Genomic DNA, 20876 nt, shown 5'->3' with positions numbered 1-20876 from the left:
AACTCAGAGGTCGGAAATGCATGGTTTCGGTATTGGAGACCTTCGCGCCGAATACAGGAGAAACCCGATCGGGATTGGCGTGCGCATTCCCCGGTTTAGTTGGAAGCTTTTCGGCACGGGGAGGGAAATTCGACAAAAAGGATATCATCTCCAAGTCTCTGAGGGCGATCCGGATTTCGAAAATCCGATCTGGGATACTGGAGAGATAGGCTCGGACCAGTCGGTACACATCGAATATGACGGACGCCCGCTAAAGTCTCGTCAAGTCTACCATTGGAGAGTTCGAGTTTGGGACGCGAGAGGACGAGTAAGTGATTGGCAGTCCTCTTTTTTTGAAACGGGTGTTTTGGATTTTAGAGAGTGGAAGGCTCAATGGATTACCTTTGATCCAGGAAAACATAATCGCCCATATGAAGCCCTGCCTTTATTGCGGAAAGCTTTTAAAGTGTATTCTTCCTTGCGTTCCGCCAGAGTTTACGCGACGGCTCTTGGGTTGTATGAATTGGAGATTAACGGCAAACGCTTAAACGATCAATTGTTTACGCCCGGGTGGACTAGTTATCACAAACGGCTTCAGACTCAAACGTTTGATGTGACGGAGTATATCCGCAATGGCGATAATTCGATTGGAATGACTCTCGCCGATGGTTGGTACAAAGGCAGGATAGGAGGACACCCCTGCGATTTTTATGGGAATCGCAGGGCCGCATTGCTTGAATTGCATCTCGTCTACAAAGACGGCAGCGAGCAGGCAGTCGTTACAGATGGTTCCTGGCGTGCGGAGACGGGGCCGATTTTAATGGCTTCCATTTATGATGGAGAAACCTATGACGCCAGGCTCGAGAAGGAGGGTTGGAGTCTGCCGGAATACGACGATCAAAATTGGTTGTTCGTTGAAACGATGGAGCGCTCCAAGCATATGCTGATTCCGCAGGAAAACGTACCGACAGTAATCGTAAAAGAGCTTAAACCTGAGCGGGTTTTGCATTCGCCTAATGGCGAGACCATTTTGGATTTCGGCCAAAATATGTCCGGTTGGGTTTCCTACTCAGCTTCGGGTGTTGCAGGAACGGTCATTGAGCTGATACATGCCGAAGAATTGGATTCGGACGGTAACTTATACGTCGAAAACTTGCGTTCGGCCAAGCAGATAACCAGATATATATGTAAAGGAACGGGAAATGAACGGTATGAACCGAGATTTTCGTTTCAGGGCTTTCGTTATGTGAAAGTGAATGGTTATCCGGGGGACGTGATCTCCGAATGTTTTACAGCGCATGTCATCAGTTCAGACTTGGAAGAGACGGGTACTTTTGAATGTTCGGACCCGCTTGTCAATAGATTGCAAAGCAACATTGTATGGGGACAGAGAGGAAACTTCCTTGACGTACCTACGGATTGCCCGCAACGAGATGAGAGATTGGGATACACGGGCGATGCTCAGGTTTTCGTTCGTACAGCTGTCCATAACATGGATGTTGCCGTATTTTTTACAAAGTGGCTGAGGGATTTGAAAGCGGACCAATTGCCTGCTGGCGGCGTACCCAACACGATTCCCGACACGTTGCCAGGGTGGGAGATGCATTCCGCCTCCGGTTGGGGGGATGCTGCGGTTATTTGTCCATGGACGATTTATCTATGTTATGGAGATCTGCGCCTGTTAGAAGAACAATACGACAGCATGAAAGCATGGGTCGAATTTTTGCGGAGTTCGGGGGAACAGGAATATCTTCGAAATGACGGTTTTCAATTCGGGGATTGGCTAGCGTTGGATGCTCCGGCGGGAAGCTATACAGGTTCGACGCCAAAGGACTTCATCGCGACTGCGTTTTACGCTTATTCCGCAAAATTGCTCTCCAGATCCGCCTTGGTGTTAGGTAAACACGAGGATGCGGCCATGTACGAGGAGTTATTCGCCAACATTCGCTTTAGCTTTAATAAAGAGTTTGTTACGAGCACGGGAAGATTGGTATCCGCTACTCAAACGGCACACGTATTAGCTCTTCACTTCGGCTTGGTGGAAGGTTCGATACGCAAAAGAGTGGAGAAGGACTTTATTCGGTTAATTGAAGAATCGGAGTATAAGTTGACTACGGGATTTCTTGGGACACCTTATATTTGTCCGACGCTTTCGGATATCGGGAGAAACGATCTGGCTTATCGGTTGGTATTATCCCGCGACTACCCGTCCTGGCTTTATTCCGTACAAAATGGCGCCACTACGATCTGGGAACATTGGGACGGACGGAAATCGGATGGTTCGTTTTGGAGCAAAGATATGAACTCCTTTAATCATTATGCATTTGGAGCGATCGGGGAGTGGTTATATCGCTTCGTGGCAGGCATTGACACGGCCCAAGACAGACCGGGTTTCAAGCATATTCAAATCAAGCCGCTTCCTAACGATGGGCTTAGTTACGCCAAAGCGACCTTTAAATCCATGTATGGGGAAATTGTTTCCGGTTGGAAAGTCGCGGACGGGGCGGTGAACATAGAAGTAACGATTCCCCCGAATACGACGGCCACGCTTGAATTGCCGAACGCGCTTCAGGACCGGGTGACGGAGCAAGGCGCACGGCTTGATGAAGCAGAAGGGGTACGGATCATCGCGCTCTACGATTACCGGATTATTCTGGAATTGGAATCGGGCTTCTATCATTTTCAATATCAATGGAGTGCCTCGAGCTAGAGGGGAAATAGCTGAATACTTGCGAACATCACCGTTCGCTAATGTGAACGGGATTATTTCTTTGCCTCTTCGCAAGTATCGGAAATATCCTTATCTTTGATTAGTTGCAATAGAAGCTCGAAAAATTGCTTTTGCTGCTCTACCGAAAGATTTTCCAGCACCTTGTTTGCGATTTTATCTTGGTAAATAAGGGCTTGCTCAATATTGGACTGAGCGAGCTCCGTAAGCTGGATCAGCGTGGCTCGCCGGTCAGTTGGATCCGGAATACGGACGAGGAGCTTATCCTGTTCAAGAGCATCAACAAAATCGGTAACGGTTCGTGCTTTGATACCTAATTTAGCAGCTAATTCATTCATGCGAATTTTTCCGGTTTCCGCAACGACGGAAAGTAGACGCAGCCTGGGACCTGTGAGAGGAAAAGGTGTGTCAAACGTTGTTAACTGGGATTGAAACTCTCTTTGAATGAAGTAGGTTGATCTCATTAATATATGGATAACGTCTATCGCCTTTGGATGATCGGTGTTCATGCATCAACGACCTCCTTGATATATTTGGTAATTATTTATACGTACAAATTGGTAGGTGTAATGAATGTGTGGATACTCTTTAAGAGTATGCACATAGTATAACCCCATAATGCGTATTCAGCAATCATTCCAAATACAGGGATATCTCTGTCCCGGTTCGCTCGATGTCGAGTGGACCGGGCTTTTTTTGGTCAAGATTTCTGATAATCAATAATCATAGATAATTGCCGAAAATATGATGTAATATAGATTTATACAATGTCTAGGGAACAAGAGGAGGATTGCAATGGGTTTTTTTGACAAACTAAAAGAAGGCGCGTCGAAAGCAGCGGATAAGGCCAAGGATTCCGTCGAGGTTATACGATTGCACGCGCAAATTTCAAGCAAACGCGGCGAGATCGAAAAGCTTTATGCACAAATTGGCAAAGCGGTATATCAGGCACATACAACCGGTCAGTCGGCATCCGCTCTGGAATTGGTTCAGACAGCTAGCCATACGATCAATGTTATCCAACTCGAAATCGTGCAGCTGGAGAATAAAATAAAAATCATTAAGGCTGAGAAGGATTGCGTTTGCGGGGAAGTATTGCCGTTCGAAGCGAAATACTGCTCCACCTGCGGTCATAAATTCGAGCATACGCTTGGAGAGTCAGCACCGGAAGTAATTGTGGTCAACGCAGCGGAATCGGGAGAAGTTATGGCTCTCGAAGAAACGGGCAAAGCTGACACCCTCATTGAAAAAGAGGAAGCGGTTGCGGCTGCGGCAAGCGAAACCTGTCCTTCCTGCAAGGCCGCGCTCGGAGCGGATCGGATATGCGAAAATTGTGGAGCTTTATAAGAACAAGACATCACTGGCGAATGTTTTCGTAAACCGAGTCGAGATATGCGATCGCGGCTTGTTCGGCCTCTTCCTTGCGCACCAGCCCTGCGGTCTCTTGGCTCAATCGCTTATCAATCTTGATCGAAGCCTTTAGCGCGCTTGGTAACAGCTTAAAGCGTCGTGGAGCGGCACTCGAATAATTCGCCTCTGCCGATCTTCGCTGCTCCGTAAAGCACCCATACCCAGAATGGGTCCTCCATCCATTGCGAAGAGGGGGAAGGGTACGATGGAGCGGTTGCGGCGATGATCGAGCTGTGCGACTCGACTCGTATCGCTAACTCCGCAGCGGCTATAAATTTCAAATCGACATGGAGCGGCTGAGGCCCATTATGGGACAAATATCAATGGGACAAATACAATTTGTTATTATCTTGCCGATATGGTACAATGAGTTTATTGGAATTTTGACCGCAATTCGCATATTGCAGAGGGTTATTATTTTAATTAATAATCTTGTGCAATATGTGAATTTTTATTTTAATTTCGATAAAATAAGAGGTCATATAAAAATATGGAGGTGTTTCTATGCAAACAGGAACAGTTAAATGGTTTAACGCAGAAAAAGGCTTTGGTTTCATCGAGGTCGAAGGTGGAGACGACGTATTCGTACACTTCAGCGCAATCGTTGGCGATGGCTTCAAATCGCTGGACGAAGGACAACGAGTGGAATTCAACGTTGTTCAAGGCAACCGCGGCCAACAAGCCGAAAATGTTGTCAAGCTGTAAGTGAGACATTGTCCCCAGACTTAGCGTTTGGGGCTTTTCTTTTTTTTCGAGTGATGCGAAGGGGGAAGGTTCGATGGCTTATTCATGGAATAAACCGCTGGATAATTTGCCTGAGGAATTGACCACCATCTGGTCATGCGGCAGAGACGATTGCAACGGCTGGATCAGGGACAGCTTCTCGTTCAAGGAGCAGCCCACATGTCCGATGTGCAAGTCGGCGATGATCCGGAGCGAGAAATTGCTGCCGATCCTGGTCACGACGGATCAAGAGATCAAGCATTACAGAAAGAAACAGAGAGCTGAAGGAATTAGCTAAATAGGTGCGGAAGAACACCCAAGCGGGACGGCGACGTCCTTGCGGGGTGTTTTTTTTGATGATAGGAAAGAGACGGCTTGTTTATGGCACTCTCAGATGCAGATTGGTTTTGGGCTGTTTACGGCAAACTAACGGCTGCGTGCTGGGTGCGCCCATGGTTATTTTCACAAACGGTACAACAATTGTGCGAAAATACACAATTAAGATGGGGGGAAGGGCAATCTATTCGTACATTTGTACATATATACACAAATTTTGGTTCGAAGAGGTCCCGATCGACGATATGAAGCGAGAATTTGTGTATTTTCGTACAATTTGCTGTGCAGGAGCTCCATTTGCTTAAGAAATTGGGGAGAAATGCACAAATGTGCAGAGAGGCCGATTTTCGAGCTATGCCATGTACAGATTTCCTCATCTATTGCCGTTATGCGAAAGCTGAAAACCTAGCTGAAGCGATATTTCCAGTGCCGCTTGTTTAAGCTTTTGGATAAGCCCTGGCAGGTGCTGCTCCTCAAATTTGATTTCAAGACCTGCGATGCTTATAGCTGCAATTATTTTACCGGAATAATCGAAGATCGGAGCGCCTAACTCGGCCGTATAGTTTTCCAGCTCGGCCCGACTAAAGCTATAACCGACTTCTCTGGAGTGATTTAGAATATCTCGAAGCTGCTCCTTATTCGTAATCGTTCCCTCTCCGACAGGCTTAAGCTCTATTGTATTTAAATAGTGCTCTCTTTCCTCGGCCTCTAAATGAGCAAGAATAATCCGCGACGAGGCCCCCGCATATAAAGGAGCTTTTCTTCCAATTTTCGTAAATAGCCTTACAGGCTGGTCCGTATCCAGCTTTTCGATATAGATGGCTTCATTGCCGTTTCGTATAGCTAAATGGACGGCTTCTTTAACGTCGCTGCTCAGTTTATGCATGATTGGCAAGGCGCTTTTTCGAATGTCCAGCCGCTCGCTCACAAGATGACCAAATTGTAAAAACAACAATCCCAGCTTATATTTTCCTTCATGGTCTTTTTCTAATAAACCCATATCCTCCAAAGAGCCGATCATGCGATGTACGGTTGTTTTTGGCATGTTGGACAACTTAACCATATCGCTGATCGTCAATTGTTCGTGATGCAAAAATAAATGGAGCAGATCCATAGAACGTACGACTGTTTTGTTTTTATGATTCGAAACGGTAGGAATACTCATAAAATCCTCCATATTTTAAGCTGCTTCAAGCAGTGATGGGCGAATGTGTCGATTACCAGTATACACGGAAAATGGCTAACCGTATAACGGGAGGAAAAAAATGATTGCTTTCCGTTTAAATCCGACTATAATTATCGATATATATGTGATTGTTTTACGGAACGACAGTTCCGAAATTCGGAACAAAAAAGATAATCGATTTATCATGAATTGAAATAGGGGATGTTATGGTCGCGAAGATTACGAATTACGAAATGGCTTCGCTTGGAGATAGCGCGATAATGGTTAGTTTGGGCAACCAGGTGGATGAGGGTACTCATCAACGGGTCATGATGCTGTCGCATTATCTGGAACAACACTCGTTTGACGGCATGATCGAATATATTCCAGCCTATACTTCGGTAACGATCGTTTATGAGCCCTTGCAGGTGTATATGGGGATGCTGCAGAGGGCGGAGGCTGATCCGGAAGCCGGTTCCGAGCTTGAGCTTTCTCCCTATGAGATTGTAAGCAAGTGGCTGGAAAGTGTTTTGCAGCAAGTGCAGCATACGGCGGCCGCGGAACCTGCGCTGGTGGAAATTCCGGTTTGCTACGGGGGAGAGTTTGGTCCCGATCTGGAATTTGTAGCTGCGCAAAACGGAATGAGTACAACAGAGGTTATCCAGATTCATTGCAGCCGCGATTATCTGGTATACATGCTTGGTTTTGCGCCGGGATTTCCTTATTTGGGCGGGATGGATAAACGAATTTCCGCACCGCGGAAACAAACGCCTCGTCTAGTCATCCCAAGCGGGACGGTAGGGATTGCGGGCGAACAGACAGGCATTTATCCCATCTCAACGCCGGGTGGCTGGCAATTAATCGGACGAACGCCGATTTCGTTATTCTTGCCGGATAAAAATCCTCCTACCTTATTGAAGGCCGGCAACAGGATTCGTTTCTATCCAATATCACCAATAGAGTATGACCAATGGAGTCGAATATAGAATGGGCATTTATGTGATTAAACCTGGCGTCCTGACAACGATACAGGATATGGGGAGATTCGGATACCAAAAATTTGGCGTTGTTGCTGGCGGAGCGATGGATACATTAGCGTATCGCGTCGCAAATATATTAGTTGGCAACGAGGAAGCCGAAGCGAGTCTGGAAATTACCGTTGTCGGTCCAATTTTATATTTTGAGCATGCCGCTCTCATTGCGATTTGCGGAGCTGCATTCAAACCAATGATTGACGGGGAGGAGCTTCCGCTATGGAGGCCTGTATGGATAGAAGCTGGACAAACGTTACACATGGGATCCGCGAAGCAAGGGATGCGCGCTTATATCGCGGTTGCAGGCGGATTTAAGCTTCCTAAGCCGATGAATTCCTATTCTACTTATTTGAGGGCGCAAATAGGCGGATTAGAAGGAAGAATGCTGAAAGCAGACGATGTATTGCAAATCCGTCCCCCGAACGAACGATCCGCAAAAATAATCGACAAATTAAAGCGAGAGAACAAGAAGGGCGATTCCTTCGCATCCGTTTCATGGAAAGTGTCGGATGAGCTGCTTCCTCGTTATGCCTTACAGCCTGTGTTAAGGGTTTTGCCGGGGAGCCAGTTTGAGTTTTTTAGTCCAGAGAGCCTTCAAAGCTTGTTTCAAGAGCCATTTGTAGTTGAGCCCCAGTCTGACCGTATGGGATACCGGTTAAAAGGAGCCGCTCTGCAATTAAAGGAAGCAAGAGAGCTTCTTTCTGAGCCGGTTGTAATGGGGACGGTGCAGGTTCCATCGGACGGCAATCCCATTGTGCTCATGGCTGATCGTCAAACAACGGGTGGATATCCTAAAATCGCTCAGGTCATTTCGGTAGACTTGCCGCTGCTGGCACAAGCTCAAATCGGCAATCCAATCAGGTTTGAGCTTATTGATATAAAGGAAGCGCAAAGATTAAAAATGATTATGGACCTAAGCCTGCTTCAACTGCAGGTAACGATTAAAATGTACAGCTTATAGGAGGATGGATATGAAGGTTATTGATTTAAATTGCGACATGGGCGAAAGCTTTGGGGCCTACCGGCTGGGTTATGACGAAGAAATATTGCCATATATCACTTCGGCCAATATTGCTTGCGGCTTCCATGCCGGAGATGCGGGGACGATGAGGAAAACGGTCAAGCTGGCTATAGCAAACAACGTCTCGATTGGAGCTCATCCTGGACTGCAGGATTTAATCGGATTTGGACGTAGAAAGATGGATATATCTCCGCAAGAAGCCTATGACATTGTTGTCTATCAAATTGGCGCTCTTGGAGGTTTTGTTCAATCGGAAGGCGGGAAGCTCCAGCACGTAAAGGCTCATGGCGAGCTATACAATATGGCAGCCACCAATGCCAAATTGGCCGAGGCTGTTGCGGAAGCCGTGTATAAAGTGAATCCCGAATTGATTTTGTTTGGTTTGGCCGGAGGAGAGCTGCTGAAAGCGGGCAAGCGTATCGGTCTGCGTACGGGAAGCGAAGTATTTTCGGATCGTACCTATCAATCCGACGGAACGCTGACGTCCAGGCGGGAACCTGACGCCATGATTACGGACGAACAACAAGCGCTGGCGCAAGTAATTCGCATGGTTAAGGAAGGAAAGGTTCTTACAAGGCAGCAGGTCGATATCGACATAGAAGCCGAGACGATATGTATTCACGGGGACGGTATCCGCGCGCTGGAGTTTGCAAGGACCATTAATCAGGCATTAACCGCGGCCGGCATAACTGTACAAGCATTACAAAAATAAGAGTCGCTACATAGCAGAAAGGAAGGTTGTACGATGGAACCCTTATACGTGCAAACGGATGTGTTAGTCATTGGCTCTGGCGCGGCCGGCATGGTGGCAGCGAAAGCGGCGGCAGACAAAGGATCAAGGGTTGTGCTAGCGGATAAAAGCATTATTGGGCGCGGCGGTGCGACCGTGCTTGCCCAAATGACTGTAGCTGTCGCATTGGGAGAGGCTGAGGAGGACCATCCCGATATTCACTTCGAGGATACGATAAAAGGCAGTCGGGGCATGGCCGATCCCGATATTGTTAGAACGATTGTCGATCGCGGACCGGAATTAATTAATGAACTGGAAGGTTATGGCGTAAAGTGGGCTCGTACAGCCGAAGGTATCCGATCTCAAGTAGTGGCGCCCGGTCACTCGCGAAGACGCTGCGTTTATGTAGATATACTAAATACGGGCGGAGCAACATCTGCCGGACTTCGAAGAGCCATCTGGAAGGATAAAGCGATCGAGCGCATCAAAAATATGATGATCACAAAAATCGTTGTAGAAGATGGACGAGCCGTTGGCGCGATCGGCTTCTCCATCGAGCAACTGCAGCCCGTTAAAATTGATGCTAAAGCGATTATTTTGGCAACGGGCGGCCTTACCGAGATCTACGAGCGCAATAGCGCCTCGGCAAATATGACGGGAGACGGTTTCGTGCTTGCGGCAGAAGCGGGCGCCGAGCTGCGTGATATGGAGATGGTGCAATTTTTCCCTATCGCCCATTTGCATCCCCCGCTTGTGGGGATTGACCCTATTATGTGGGACCCCTTTCGGTATAAACTCGGCGGTCGTTTGTTAAATGGTCTGCAAGAAGAATTTATGGATCGTTACAATAACGAGACTTCCGGTGTGTACACGGCGGCACGCGACCAAACTTCCTTTGCTATCTTTAGCGAGGTAAAAGAGGGCAGGGGTACGCCGCATGGCGGAGCTTATCTGGATTTCAGGATGGTTCCGGAGCCCAAGCTAAAAGAGGCCTTTGGATCGACGATTGATCTATTGAGCAGGCAGGGCATTGATCTGACAAAAGATTTGGTGGAAGTTGCTCCAATGGCTCACTTTACGATGGGTGGCATCAAAATAAATACGCAAATGGAAACGACAATTGAGGGGCTGTATGCATGCGGCGAGTTGATTAATGGTATGCACGGAGCCAATCGCTTGTCCGGAAATGCACTTACAGAAGCTTTTGTATCGGGGCGTATTGCCGGGGAGCAGGCAGCAAGGCTCCAAACCTCGGTGACATGGAGCGATGAGAGAGTAAAAGAGGAGTTCGCAAGATTAGAGGATTTGTGGCATCCACGTCAAGTTGCTCAGGATGAAGGTTCCATGCTTGCCATTAAGCACGAGCTTCAAAAGGTAATGTGGGAGGGTGCCGGCCCGCTGCGAACAGAAGAAAAGCTTGTCGCTGCCCGCCAACAGCTGGCGGCGCTGCGGGACAGGGTTGTCCGCATAGCCCTTGCGAAATCCTCGGCTTATGTACTGGGCTTCGTTGAAAAGGTAGAGCTGCTTCATATGATAATGCTTGGCGAAGCCATTGTTGAGGGAGCGCTTTTGAGAAAAGAAACGCGTGGAGCTCATGTTCGACTGGATTACGAGCAGCCGTATGAGCAGCCCGTTAGTATTCAATATAAACGGCATCGGGATGGCGCTTGGGAACTCCATTCTCATCGATTATCCAGCGTGTAATCTAAAGTAAAGGGAGTGAAGTGAAGTGGCGCTGATCACTTTAAATGTGGTACGCGGCGATACTCAGACCGGTATGCGTACGGAAAGGTTTGAAGTTCCTTACAAAGAGGGCATGAGTTTATTGGATGCGATCTTGTGGCTAAGGGAATTTAAAGATCCTTCGATCGCCGTTAGATATTCGTGCCGCTCTGCAAATGCGTGCAGGGAATGTATGGCTGTAGTGGATAACAAAGCCGGGTACTTATGCAGCATCCGCGCAATTGCGGATTCGGAGGTTCACATTTCGCCCGTATCAGGTTTGCCTTGGATCAAGGACCTAGTTACCTCAATCGATTAAAGAGGATGTTCAAAAAGTCCGCTTTTGATCACGAAGTATGCCAAGAAGCCAACTCGACATCGAATCTTGAATTCAGGCGAAACTTCCGGTGCTCACGTAGCTGCCACTACGCTCCGCTCCTCAGTTTCTACCTTCATCCAATCTTCTCGGTGCTGAAAACCGGACTTTTTGAACCCACACTTAAACCATAAGGAGTATAAAAAAATGAAAAAAACAAACCAATTTGCATTATTTATCCTTGTAATGGCCGTGTTTTTAGCGGCATGCGGCAGCAATGACAAAGGCGGCAATTCTTCGGAAGCAGGGGCCATTACTTTAAAAATTGCTCACGTAGGTTCTACCACGCATCAATACCAAATTGCGGCGGATAAATTTAAAGAAATCGTCGAAGCGAAAACAGACGGAGCGGTAAAGGTGGATATTTACAACAATGGCGTGCTTGGCAACGAAAATGAAACGGTTGAACAAGTCATGGACGGTACGTTGGATATTACGGCAGTTGTCGCGGACAGCTCCTTTGCCAACATTGTCCCCGAGATGAATGTATTCGGTATCCCTTATTTGTTCCGCAACCTGGATCATGTGTATAAAACGCTGGACGGAGAAATTGGACAAGAGCTGATCGGAAAAGCAAACGATAAAGGGATGAAGTTCCTTGGATTTTGGGAAATCGGTTTCCGCCATTTTACCAATAATAAAGTAGAGATCAGCAACCCCGAAGATATGGCAGGCCTCAAGATTAGAGTTCAACCGTCCAAAGTATGGGATGCCCACATGGCCGTTTTAAAAGCCAACGGCACTCCGCTCGGGTTTAACGAATTATATTCCGCGATGGACCAAGGTGTCGTAGATGGACAGGAAAATCCTCTGAACACGATTTACTCCATGAAATTTTATGAGGTTCAAAAGTATTTGTCCCTAACCGGCCACACCTATTCTCCGGCAGCGGTCGCGATGAGCAACAAGGCATGGAAAAGCTTGTCGGCCGAACAACAAAAAGTAGTAGAGGATGCGTTTAAAGAAGCGCAGTTGTTCCAACGCGAGAAGCTCGCTGAGATTGACAAAAATATTATTGAAGAGATTAAAGAGGAAGGCGTCATTGTGACCGAGCCTAATATCGATGCGTTCCGCGAACTAACCAAAGAAGTCAAGGACGTGCTTTCCGATCAAGTTCCGGCAGAGCTGGTTGAGCGTATTGGCAATATTCAATAACCGCTAATTTTGGGCAGAGTAAGCCTTGCTGCTTACTCTGCCCAATCGTTTCCTAAGAAAGGAAGTTTACAGTGAAAAACAAACTACATTTCTTAAGCTATACGCTGGAGTTTCTAACCTGTTCATTTCTGTTGATTGCAGTTCTGATTACAGCGATACAAGTCATGTGCAGATTCTTGTTTGACCTTTCCTTTTCGTGGTCTCAGGAAGTATTGATGATCAGCTTCGTATGGTTTGTTTTATTCGGCGCAGCCTTAGCGGTTAAACATAAAGAGCATTTAAAAATTGATTTGGTAGAAAACTTTCCTTCTTCCATTCGAAAGTTATTTAAAATGATTGAGTTTATTGTGATTTTTGCTTTTCTTTTCGTTTTTATTTATTACGGTATTCTGCTGATCCGCGATAATTTCCAATCGGGCCAAACGGTAGGATTTCTCCCGTTGCAAGTTGCTTATGTATATATGGCTATTCCCATTAGCGGTCTGTGTATGCTTTATTACACTGTGAAGGACTTGATGAGAAAATGATCTATTTAATCCTGGTAATGTTTCTTTTGTTTTTCATCGGAGTTCCGATTGCGTATGCACTAGGTTTTACGTCTATACTAGCGATTTTGTTTACCGATCCTGATTTACTCATTAATGTGCCGCGCAGAATATTTCGAGGGATAGACAGCTTCTCGTTAATTGCGATTCCCTTGTTTATTATGGCAGGAGAAATTATGTCCAAGGGCGGAATTTCAGCGAGATTAATTCGGTTTGCCCAAACGTTGGTCGGACATTTCCCGGCAGGGCTGGCCATGGTTGTCGTTCTGGCGAGTATGTTTTTTTCCGCCGTTACCGGCAGTGCAATCGCAACTGCTGCGGCAATCGGCGGCATGTTAATTCCGGTCATGAAAAAAGAAGGCTACGATATAGGTTTTTCATCGAGTTTAGTAGCGACATCTGCTATATTAGGTCCCATCATTCCGCCCAGTATCTTTATGGTGCTGTATGGCGTAATGGCCAACGCGTCCATCGCCGATCTGTTTATGGCGGGCGTTATGCCGGGTGTCTTAATCGGGCTTGGGCTGCTTGGGTATTGTTATTATGTCGGCAAAAAAATGAACTATAAAGGAAGAGAAACACGCGCTACGGGCAAGGAAGTCGCGACGGGGTTAAAGGATGCGTTTTTGGCCTTGTTAATGCCAACCATTATGGTTGGAGGCATTTTATCCGGTTTGTTTACGGCGACGGAGTCCGGGGTTATTGCGATCATCTATTCTCTTATTATTGCCATCTTTGTATATAAGGAGCTTAAACTTAAGGATGTCCTTGATATTTTGCTTACAACCTCCAAAATATCTGCAGCCATCATTTTATTAATTGGGTCGGCTTCCTTGTTTACATGGTTGTTATCCTATCATCGTATTCCGGACCAACTGATCGAGCTGCTGGGACCGTTTGCCGAAAATCCTTTTATGCTGCTGCTTCTCATGAACGTTATTCTGCTTATTGCCGGAACCTTTATAGATGCGATTAGTGCGCTGATGATCTTTACGCCATTGTTTTTGCCATTAGCTTTGGCAGCAGGCATTGATCCCGTGCATTTAGGCGTCGTGATGGCGGTTAATGTATCGATCGGGCAGATTACTCCGCCTGTAGGCGTATGTTTGTTTGTTACTTCTTCTATTGCCAAGATTAAGGTGCCGCAGATGCTTCCGTTTATTTGGCCCAAGTTGATTATTTTGTTAGTGATTCAAGTATTAATTACTTATGTACCGGAGGTCAGCCTGTTCATTCCTGATTTTTTTAATCGTCTTACGGCTGGCTGATTATATAAGTAGGGGGAATATAGCTCTAGCGTGCAGAAACACACCCAAGCGGGACGACGAGTCTTGCGGGGTGTTTTTTTTTTCGGGGAGTTCGCAAGCACTTCGGTATTAACGCAGGATCGGCTGTGCAAGAGTTGTGTATGCTGGACACGCCAGTGGCCAATGATGTAAATAGAGCGTCTGGGAGAATGGCGCTATGTCCATACCATGCTTGACTCTATTGCAAGCTCATATTTTGTGGGAATAGAATACCGCCTGCGCTATAATGACAGGAAGAGCGTTATTACGGAGAGGCAGGGGCTGCAAAATGGAGATTGTTGTCGACAGAGGGCTGACATGCGAGTGGATGCGACACGATGTAGTGAACTATGCCATGCAACAAAATTACGTACCAATCGTACAGCGAATCTCGCTCAGCAATCATTCGGACAGCAGCTTGCATGCCGTACGGTTGACCGTTGCTAGCGAGCCAGAATTCGCCAGCGTATGGACAAAATCGATTGATGTCATTCTGCCCGGGCAGACGATAGATATCAGCACGGTGTCTATCGAGGTATCGGGCGTTTTCCTGGCGAGTTTAACGGAGAGACTCGCAGGTACTCTTACGCTGGAGGTAACATGCGGGGAGGATGTCGTCTACAGGGACAGTTCGCCTCTGTCGGTGCTGGCCTACGATCAATGGGCGGGACTTGCTGTCATGCCGGAGATGATTGCTGCGTTCGTTATGCCCAATCATCCGATCACGGCGCGGGTGATACGAGAAGCGGCGCCTTATCTGGAGAAGTGGACGGGGAGCTCCGCATTCGACGCTTATCAGAGCAACAATCCCAATCGGGTTCGCCATCAGGCAGCCGCGGTTTATTCGGCGATTCAAGACATGCAAGCCACTTATATCGTCCCTCCGGCAAGCTTCGAGGAGGTTGGCCAGCGCGTCAGACTGCCGGATGCCGTTGCGGGCAACGGAATGGGCAGTTGCCTGGATCTGACCTTGCTGTTTGCCGCTTGTCTGGAGGCGATCGGTCTGCATCCGCTGGTCGTGTTCACCGAGGGACATGCGTTCGCGGGCGTTTGGCTCATCCAGGAATCCTTTTCGGAGAGCGTACAGGATGACAGCTCGCTGCTTACGAAACGGCTTGCGGCCGGCGTGCATGAGATCAGCTTGGCGGAGTGCACCATGATGTGCGAGGGCAGCCGAGCTTCCTATCAAGAGGCGGAAAAGGCGGCAGCCAATCATCTTAATGCCCCGGAGCTGTTCTTCGGCTTCGTTGACGTAAAGCGTGCTCGCGCCAGCTCGATCCGGCCGCTTCCGATCCGAATTCAGACGGCGACCGGGTTCGAGATCGAAGAGGAGAAAAAGGACGCTAATTATCGAGTGACTGTGGAAGCGCCGTCGGAATTAGCCATTCTCGAACGGCCGGTCGAGGTCTCCGCCATAGCGGTAACGAAGCAGAAGCAGTGGGAGCGCAAGCTGCTCGACCTGACGCTGCGCAATACGCTGCTTAACTTCCGTTTCACCAAGTCCGCGCTGCCGCTTCTTCATACGCGACTGGGTGAGCTTGAAGACGCGTTGGCGGAAGGGCAGGAGTTCCAATTGCTGCCCAGACCGTCGGATTGGGACAATTCGATTAGAAGCGCGGAGTTGTTCCGCAGCGTTAGCAAGGATCATCCTCTCGGCGCGTTGATCTACGAAGAATTTCAGCATAAGCGCCTACGCGGGGATGTAAATGAACGTGAGCTCGCGGACAAAACCGTTCACCTCTACCGTTCGGCCAAGCTCTCGATCGAGGAGAATGGGGCGAACACGCTTTATCTGGCCCTGGGGCTGTTGCAATGGTACGAGTCTACGGCCAGCGAGCTGCCCAGGTACGCTCCGATTGTGCTCGTGCCGGTCGAGATCATCCGCAAATCCTCGAGAGCCGGATTTATTCTCCGGGCGCGAGACGAAGAGCCACAGATCAATATTACGCTGCTGGAGATGCTCAGACAGGATTTCGGCAGCCATATCGGCGGTCTGGATCCTCTTCCAAGGGATGAGAAGGGCATCGATCTGGGCGGTATCTTTACGACGATCCGGCATGTCATTATGAATATGCCCCGGTGGGACATTGTGGAGTCCGCGATCCTTGGTTTGTTCTCGTTCAGCCGCTTCGTCATGTGGAATGATATACGCAGCCGTTCGGACGAGCTCGCCAAAAACAAAGTCGTCGCCAGTCTCATGGCGGGCCGCATGGAATGGGAGCAGACGGATACGTTTCCCGAGCCTTCGAAGCTGGACGAGCTGTTCCCGCCGGATCAATTGCTGCTTCCCATCAGCGCGGATTCTTCGCAAATCTCCGCGGTTAGCGCGGCAGGCAGCGGCCGAAGCTTCGTGCTCCACGGTCCGCCGGGCACGGGCAAGTCGCAGACGATTACAAATATGATCGCATCGGCGTTGGCCGGCGGCAAGACGGTCTTGTTCGTGGCGGAGAAGATGGCGGCGCTCAGCGTCGTGCAGAGCAGGCTCGAAAGCATCGGACTCGGCCCGTTCTGTCTGGAGCTTCACTCCAACAAGAGCACCAAGAAAGCAGTGCTTGAGCAGCTGCGCCGAACGCTGGAGACGGCGCGGACTTCGTCTCCAGAGGAATGGCGAAGACTGGCGGATCGGCTCGGGGCATCGAGGCGGGAGCTGAATAGCCATGTCGAGTCCTTGCATAAGCAATACGGCTTCGGCTCTTCGTTATATGAAGCCATTACTCGTTATGGTTTGGTTAAGACTGCCCCGTCCGTGATTACCTTGGAGCCTAGTGTTGTTGGCAGCATGGACAAGGATTCGTATATGGCGTGGAGCGACCTCGTTCGAGAGCTTGCCGTTGCCGGCGAAGCGACAGGTCGCCCCCATGGCCATGCCTGGTCGGATGCAGGAGTGTCGACCTATCATCCTCAGCTGCGCACGGGGATGGAAGAGCTTCTTGCAGCCTACAAGGCTGCTATTACAGGTGTGAGGTCGGCTTATGAAGAAGTAGGCGTATTTCTTGCCCCTCCTGCTGGAGGACCTTCTTCTCCGGTGCTGCTGCGCACCTGGCATGTCGTCCGCGAATTAATGGCTGCGCCTCCGGTTATTTCTGTCGGTCTGCTTCGCGAGACCGATCTGGAAGCCGCCGGCACTGTAGTGCTTCGGGCGATCCGGCATGGCAGGGCCAGGGATGAAGCGAAGCGGAAGCTATTGGCGCTATTTGCGGCGGAAGTGTTGACCTTCGACGCCGGCACCGCTCTGCAGAAGTGGAAGAAAGCCCAGCTCAGCTGGTTCTTGCCAAGACTGCTGAAACAGAATCGGATATTCAAGCTGCTTAGGGGCAAAGCAAATGCTGGTGCAGCGCTTCAGAAAAACGAGACGGAGGGGCTTCTGGAGCAGATTGTCGCGTATCAGACGGAATCGGCGGCTTTGACCGCGATGGAACCCGCCGTCGCCTCTCTGCTTGGCCCGCTTTGGAATGGCGGCGAGGCGGATTGGGAGGCCGTTCAAGCGGTCCATGTCTGGGTATTGGCATTGAACGAGAAGCTGCTGCAGTTGCACCAGGAAGCGCCCGCGGCGAAGATGGCGAGAGAACGGCTTGCGGATGCTTATGCTGCGGGCAAGAGCGTGTTCGACGGGAAGCACGGGCATGTTTTAGCGAAGTATACGGCCGGCTATGAGGAGTTCCAGCAGCAGGAAAAGGGGCTCGTCGCCTTGCTGCAGCTGGATCTGGAGGCCATGGACGGCAAATGCGGAGAGCAACCGTGGTTCGAGTACCGGGCTTCGAAGGCTCAAACATGGCAAGAGCATGTAGGAGCGCTGAGGGATTGGTGCACATGGAGGCAAGTACGCGATCGTGCCTTATCGGCAGGCTTGTCATCGGTTGTAACGGCCTATGAGAGCGGACAATTGCGCCACGATGAGCTGCAAGCGGCCTTTGAGCAAGCTTGGAGCAAAGCAGCCATCGCGTATATTCTGGAGAATGATCCGGGGCTGGCTTCGTTCTCCGGGCGATTGTTCGAGGAGAAGATCAAGTCGTTCCAGGAAACGATGGAGACGTTCGAGCAATTGACGAGAGAAGAGATTGCGGCCCGTCTGGCTGCGAATATCCCGTCGATCGGCAATCAGACCGCATCCAGCTCGGAAGCGGGCATCCTGCTCAGGGCTATTCGCAGCGGGGGCAGAGGCTTGTCCATGCGCAAGCTGTTCGAGCAAATTCCGAATCTGATGAACCGGCTATGTCCGTGCGTACTCATGAGTCCGATGTCCGTAGCGCAATATCTGGATCCGAAATACGCGCCGTTCGATCTTGTCGTCTTTGACGAAGCGTCGCAGTTGCCTACCAGCGAGGCCGTCGGGGCGATGGCGAGAGGCAAAAATGTCATCGTCGTCGGCGATCCCAAGCAGCTGCCGCCGACCAGCTTCTTCTCCGGCACCAGCGGCGAAGAGAGCGACGAAGTCATCGTACCGGAGGATCTGGAGAGCATCCTGGAGGACTGTTTGGCGCTTGGCATGCCGCAGGACCATCTGCTATGGCATTATCGAAGCCGGCATGAGAGCTTGATCGCGTTTAGCAATCGACATTTCTACGAGAATAAATTATTGACCTTCCCGTCTCCAATGGAGAGACAATCCAGCGTGAAGTGGCATCCCGTTGGAGGGTTCTACGACAGAGGGAAGACGAAGCAGAATCGCGCCGAAGCGGAGGCCGTCGTGCAAGAGATTGCTCGCCGCTTAAAGGATCCCGTGTTAAGCAATCGAAGCATCGGAGTCGTCACCTTCAACTCCATCCAGCAGACGCTGATCGAGGATATGCTGGACGAATCGTACCGGCGCGATCCCGAGCTGGAGACTGCGGCAGCCAAGCTGTACGAGCCGATTTTCATCAAAAATCTGGAGAACGTGCAGGGAGACGAACGCGATGTCATCCTGTTCTCCATCGGATACGGCCCCGACGCCACCGGCAAGGTCGTCCTGAACTTCGGACCACTGAACCGCGACGGCGGCTGGCGCAGGCTTAACGTTGCCGTCTCCCGGGCGCGCCACGAGATGCATGTGTTTTCCACGCTTCGCGCGGATCAACTGGATGTGTCCCGGACCCGTGCGGAAGGAGTAGCGGCGCTCCGCTCATTTCTGGAATATGCGGAGAAGGGGACGTCCGCGCTTGGCGTGGGGCCGGAAGAAACCGGCCGTCGGGTGCAAGGCATCGAAAAGGAAATCGCGGAGGTGCTGGAGAAGGAAGGCTACAAGGTCGATCTCCATATAGGCACCTCCGGCTATCGGATGGATCTTGCCATCGTCGATCCGGATCAGCCGGATACGTATCTGCTCGCGGTCGTGTGCGACGGAAGCGGTTATAGGACCGGCAAGACGGCGCGGGACAGGGAAGTTTTGCGCGGACAAGTGCTGCGCCAGCTAGGTTGGAGCATCCACCGGGTATGGGCCATGGATTGGTTGGATAATCCCGAGAAGGAAGTCAAGCGAATTATCGCTTCTGTTGAAGCCGCAAAGGAGCGCAAGGCTGCAGGAAGTGCGACTATGGAGAATGTCGTTGCAGCTTCGGCGGCAACGACAGCGAATCAGTTGTCGACTTCGACGAACGAAGGGAACCCTACGAGCATTTCGGGCGACGAGTTTGTTCAGTCCTCTTCTCCAGAGCCAGCGGGATCAGTAGAGAGAGTGGAGGCGGCGCAACAAGCGCTTGATTCGCCGCCGGCCAGCAGATGGCGCACCTCGTATCAGCCCGTAAATCTGGAGCAGATCGCGTCCAAGTCATCCGAAGAGTTCTATAGCATCTCCTCCAGCAGGCTTGTGAAACAACAGCTCGCGAGTGTCATCGAAGGAGAGGGCCCCATCAGCCGATCGCTGCTGACTCGCCGAGTCATCCAAGCTTGGGGGATGACAAGGTCCGGAGCGCGGATCGAGCGCCATCTGGAGAGCTTGCTGTCTTCGCTGCCTTTCCAATCTACGGCTTGGGAGGACAGCGTCTACTATTGGCCAAAGGATATCGAGCCTTTACAATATGCCGTCTATCGGATAAGCGAAAATGACTCCGACCGGAGGAGTGCGGAGGATCTGCCTCCCGAGGAGGTTTCGAACGCCGTCCATGAGATTCTCTTTACCCATGGCAGTCTCTCGACGGATGACCTTGTCCGAGAAACGGTAAAGCTGCTGGGTTACGCCAGAACCGGAGCCGCGCTGGACAAGGCGCTGAGGAATGGCATTCAAGTTGCGGTGGATCGCGGATTGGCTACGGTGGAGGATGGCAGGGTTTCTTTTGGATTGAACTCCTTTTTCTCGTAGTTTTAGGAAATGATGCGACTCCAAGACTTGTGAACAACAGGTTGAATAATCTAATAGACACCAGCGACGTTATTTGTCCGATTTTCAACCTCAAACAAATCTAACGGACAGGAAAAACACTATTGGGTCGTAATGGGGCCCGTTTGCACTATGATGATGCCAATAAGGTCACCTATGTCCGTTAGATTTTCGAAAACCTAAAAAATCGAAGGATAGCGTCATCTGTGTCCGTTAGGTAGTTACTATAAGAAATTGCCATCCAAGCTAGTCCTAGAGAAAGGAACTGGGCGAGAGGTGGTGAAGGCAATCATCGAAGAGGAGACGCTTCAAAAGTTATTGGATCTTATGAAAGATGACTGAGAAACCGAGAGGCCCATGCAATTGCGCAT

15 protein-coding genes are annotated in these 20876 nt (G+C 49.8%); 13 read left to right on the top strand and 2 right to left on the bottom strand.

The window, feature by feature from the left end; genetic code table 11:
* Positions 1–16 precede the first annotated feature (16 nt).
* Positions 17–2689 carry a glycoside hydrolase family 78 protein gene (locus tag B1748_RS08500; protein ID WP_087567463.1) on the top strand — a complete coding sequence of 891 codons (2673 nt, stop codon included), beginning with the start codon at positions 17–19 and terminating at the stop codon, positions 2687–2689.
* 53 nt (positions 2690–2742) lie between these two features.
* Here B1748_RS08500 and B1748_RS08495 read toward each other — a convergent pair whose 3' ends face one another.
* Entirely contained in the window at positions 2743–3216 is a 474-nt protein-coding gene (locus B1748_RS08495; RefSeq protein ID WP_087567462.1) for a MarR family winged helix-turn-helix transcriptional regulator, read from the bottom strand.
* Between the two features lie 286 nt (positions 3217–3502).
* Between B1748_RS08495 and B1748_RS08490 the strand changes: the two genes are divergently transcribed.
* The 3 genes from B1748_RS08490 to B1748_RS08475 all read left to right on the top strand — a co-directional run bounded on the left by B1748_RS08490 (position 3503) and on the right by B1748_RS08475 (position 5138).
* Positions 3503–4054: a double zinc ribbon domain-containing protein gene (locus B1748_RS08490; RefSeq protein WP_087567461.1), complete on the top strand. Its 552-nt coding sequence runs from the start codon at positions 3503–3505 to the stop codon at positions 4052–4054.
* Between the two features lie 567 nt (positions 4055–4621).
* Positions 4622–4822 carry a cold-shock protein gene (locus tag B1748_RS08480; RefSeq protein ID WP_087567460.1) on the top strand — a complete coding sequence of 67 codons (201 nt, stop codon included), beginning with the start codon at positions 4622–4624 and terminating at the stop codon, positions 4820–4822.
* A 73-nt stretch (positions 4823–4895) separates the two neighbouring features.
* Positions 4896–5138, top strand: a complete 243-nt coding sequence (locus B1748_RS08475) for a cold-shock protein (protein ID WP_087567459.1) — start codon at positions 4896–4898, stop codon at positions 5136–5138.
* A gap of 411 nt (positions 5139–5549) precedes the next feature.
* On the opposite strand, the gene B1748_RS08470 is transcribed toward B1748_RS08475, so the two are convergent.
* Positions 5550–6341 (bottom strand): IclR family transcriptional regulator, encoded by a 792-nt coding sequence (locus B1748_RS08470; RefSeq protein WP_087567458.1) that lies wholly within the window; start codon positions 6339–6341, stop codon positions 5550–5552.
* A gap of 227 nt (positions 6342–6568) precedes the next feature.
* Between B1748_RS08470 and pxpB the strand changes: the two genes are divergently transcribed.
* The 9 genes from pxpB to B1748_RS08425 all read left to right on the top strand — a co-directional run bounded on the left by pxpB (position 6569) and on the right by B1748_RS08425 (position 20487).
* The gene (gene pxpB, locus B1748_RS08465; protein WP_087567457.1) at positions 6569–7327 is read left to right on the top strand and encodes a 5-oxoprolinase subunit PxpB; all 759 of its coding nucleotides are present in this window, start codon (positions 6569–6571) and stop codon (positions 7325–7327) included.
* 1 nt (position 7328) lies between these two features.
* Positions 7329–8336 (top strand): 5-oxoprolinase subunit C family protein, encoded by a 1008-nt coding sequence (locus B1748_RS08460; RefSeq protein WP_087567456.1) that lies wholly within the window; start codon positions 7329–7331, stop codon positions 8334–8336.
* A 10-nt stretch (positions 8337–8346) separates the two neighbouring features.
* Positions 8347–9108, top strand: a complete 762-nt coding sequence (locus B1748_RS08455) for a LamB/YcsF family protein (protein WP_087567455.1) — start codon at positions 8347–8349, stop codon at positions 9106–9108.
* A gap of 33 nt (positions 9109–9141) precedes the next feature.
* Positions 9142–10830: an FAD-binding protein gene (locus tag B1748_RS08450; protein WP_087567454.1), complete on the top strand. Its 1689-nt coding sequence runs from the start codon at positions 9142–9144 to the stop codon at positions 10828–10830.
* Positions 10831–10855: 25 nt separating this feature from the next.
* Positions 10856–11167: a 2Fe-2S iron-sulfur cluster-binding protein gene (locus B1748_RS08445; RefSeq protein ID WP_087567453.1), complete on the top strand. Its 312-nt coding sequence runs from the start codon at positions 10856–10858 to the stop codon at positions 11165–11167.
* Positions 11168–11371: 204 nt separating this feature from the next.
* Positions 11372–12379, top strand: a complete 1008-nt coding sequence (locus B1748_RS08440) for a DctP family TRAP transporter solute-binding subunit (RefSeq protein WP_087567452.1) — start codon at positions 11372–11374, stop codon at positions 12377–12379.
* A gap of 71 nt (positions 12380–12450) precedes the next feature.
* The gene (locus tag B1748_RS08435) at positions 12451–12906 is read left to right on the top strand and encodes a TRAP transporter small permease (RefSeq protein WP_087567451.1); all 456 of its coding nucleotides are present in this window, start codon (positions 12451–12453) and stop codon (positions 12904–12906) included.
* Positions 12903–14192 (top strand): TRAP transporter large permease, encoded by a 1290-nt coding sequence (locus B1748_RS08430; protein ID WP_087567450.1) that lies wholly within the window; start codon positions 12903–12905, stop codon positions 14190–14192. Before B1748_RS08435 ends, B1748_RS08430 begins: the two co-directional genes overlap by 4 nt.
* Before the next feature lie 307 nt (positions 14193–14499).
* On the top strand, positions 14500–20487 hold the full coding sequence (locus B1748_RS08425; protein ID WP_179215475.1) for a DUF3320 domain-containing protein: 5988 nt from the start codon (positions 14500–14502) through the stop codon (positions 20485–20487).
* Positions 20488–20876 lie beyond the last annotated feature (389 nt).

It is taken from the genome of Paenibacillus sp. MY03 (assembly GCF_002165585.1).
GTDB lineage: Bacteria > Bacillota > Bacilli > Paenibacillales > Paenibacillaceae > Pristimantibacillus > Pristimantibacillus agaridevorans.
The sequence above is the reverse complement of the archived record's forward strand: the minus strand, read 5'-3'. Positions and strand labels throughout refer to the sequence as shown.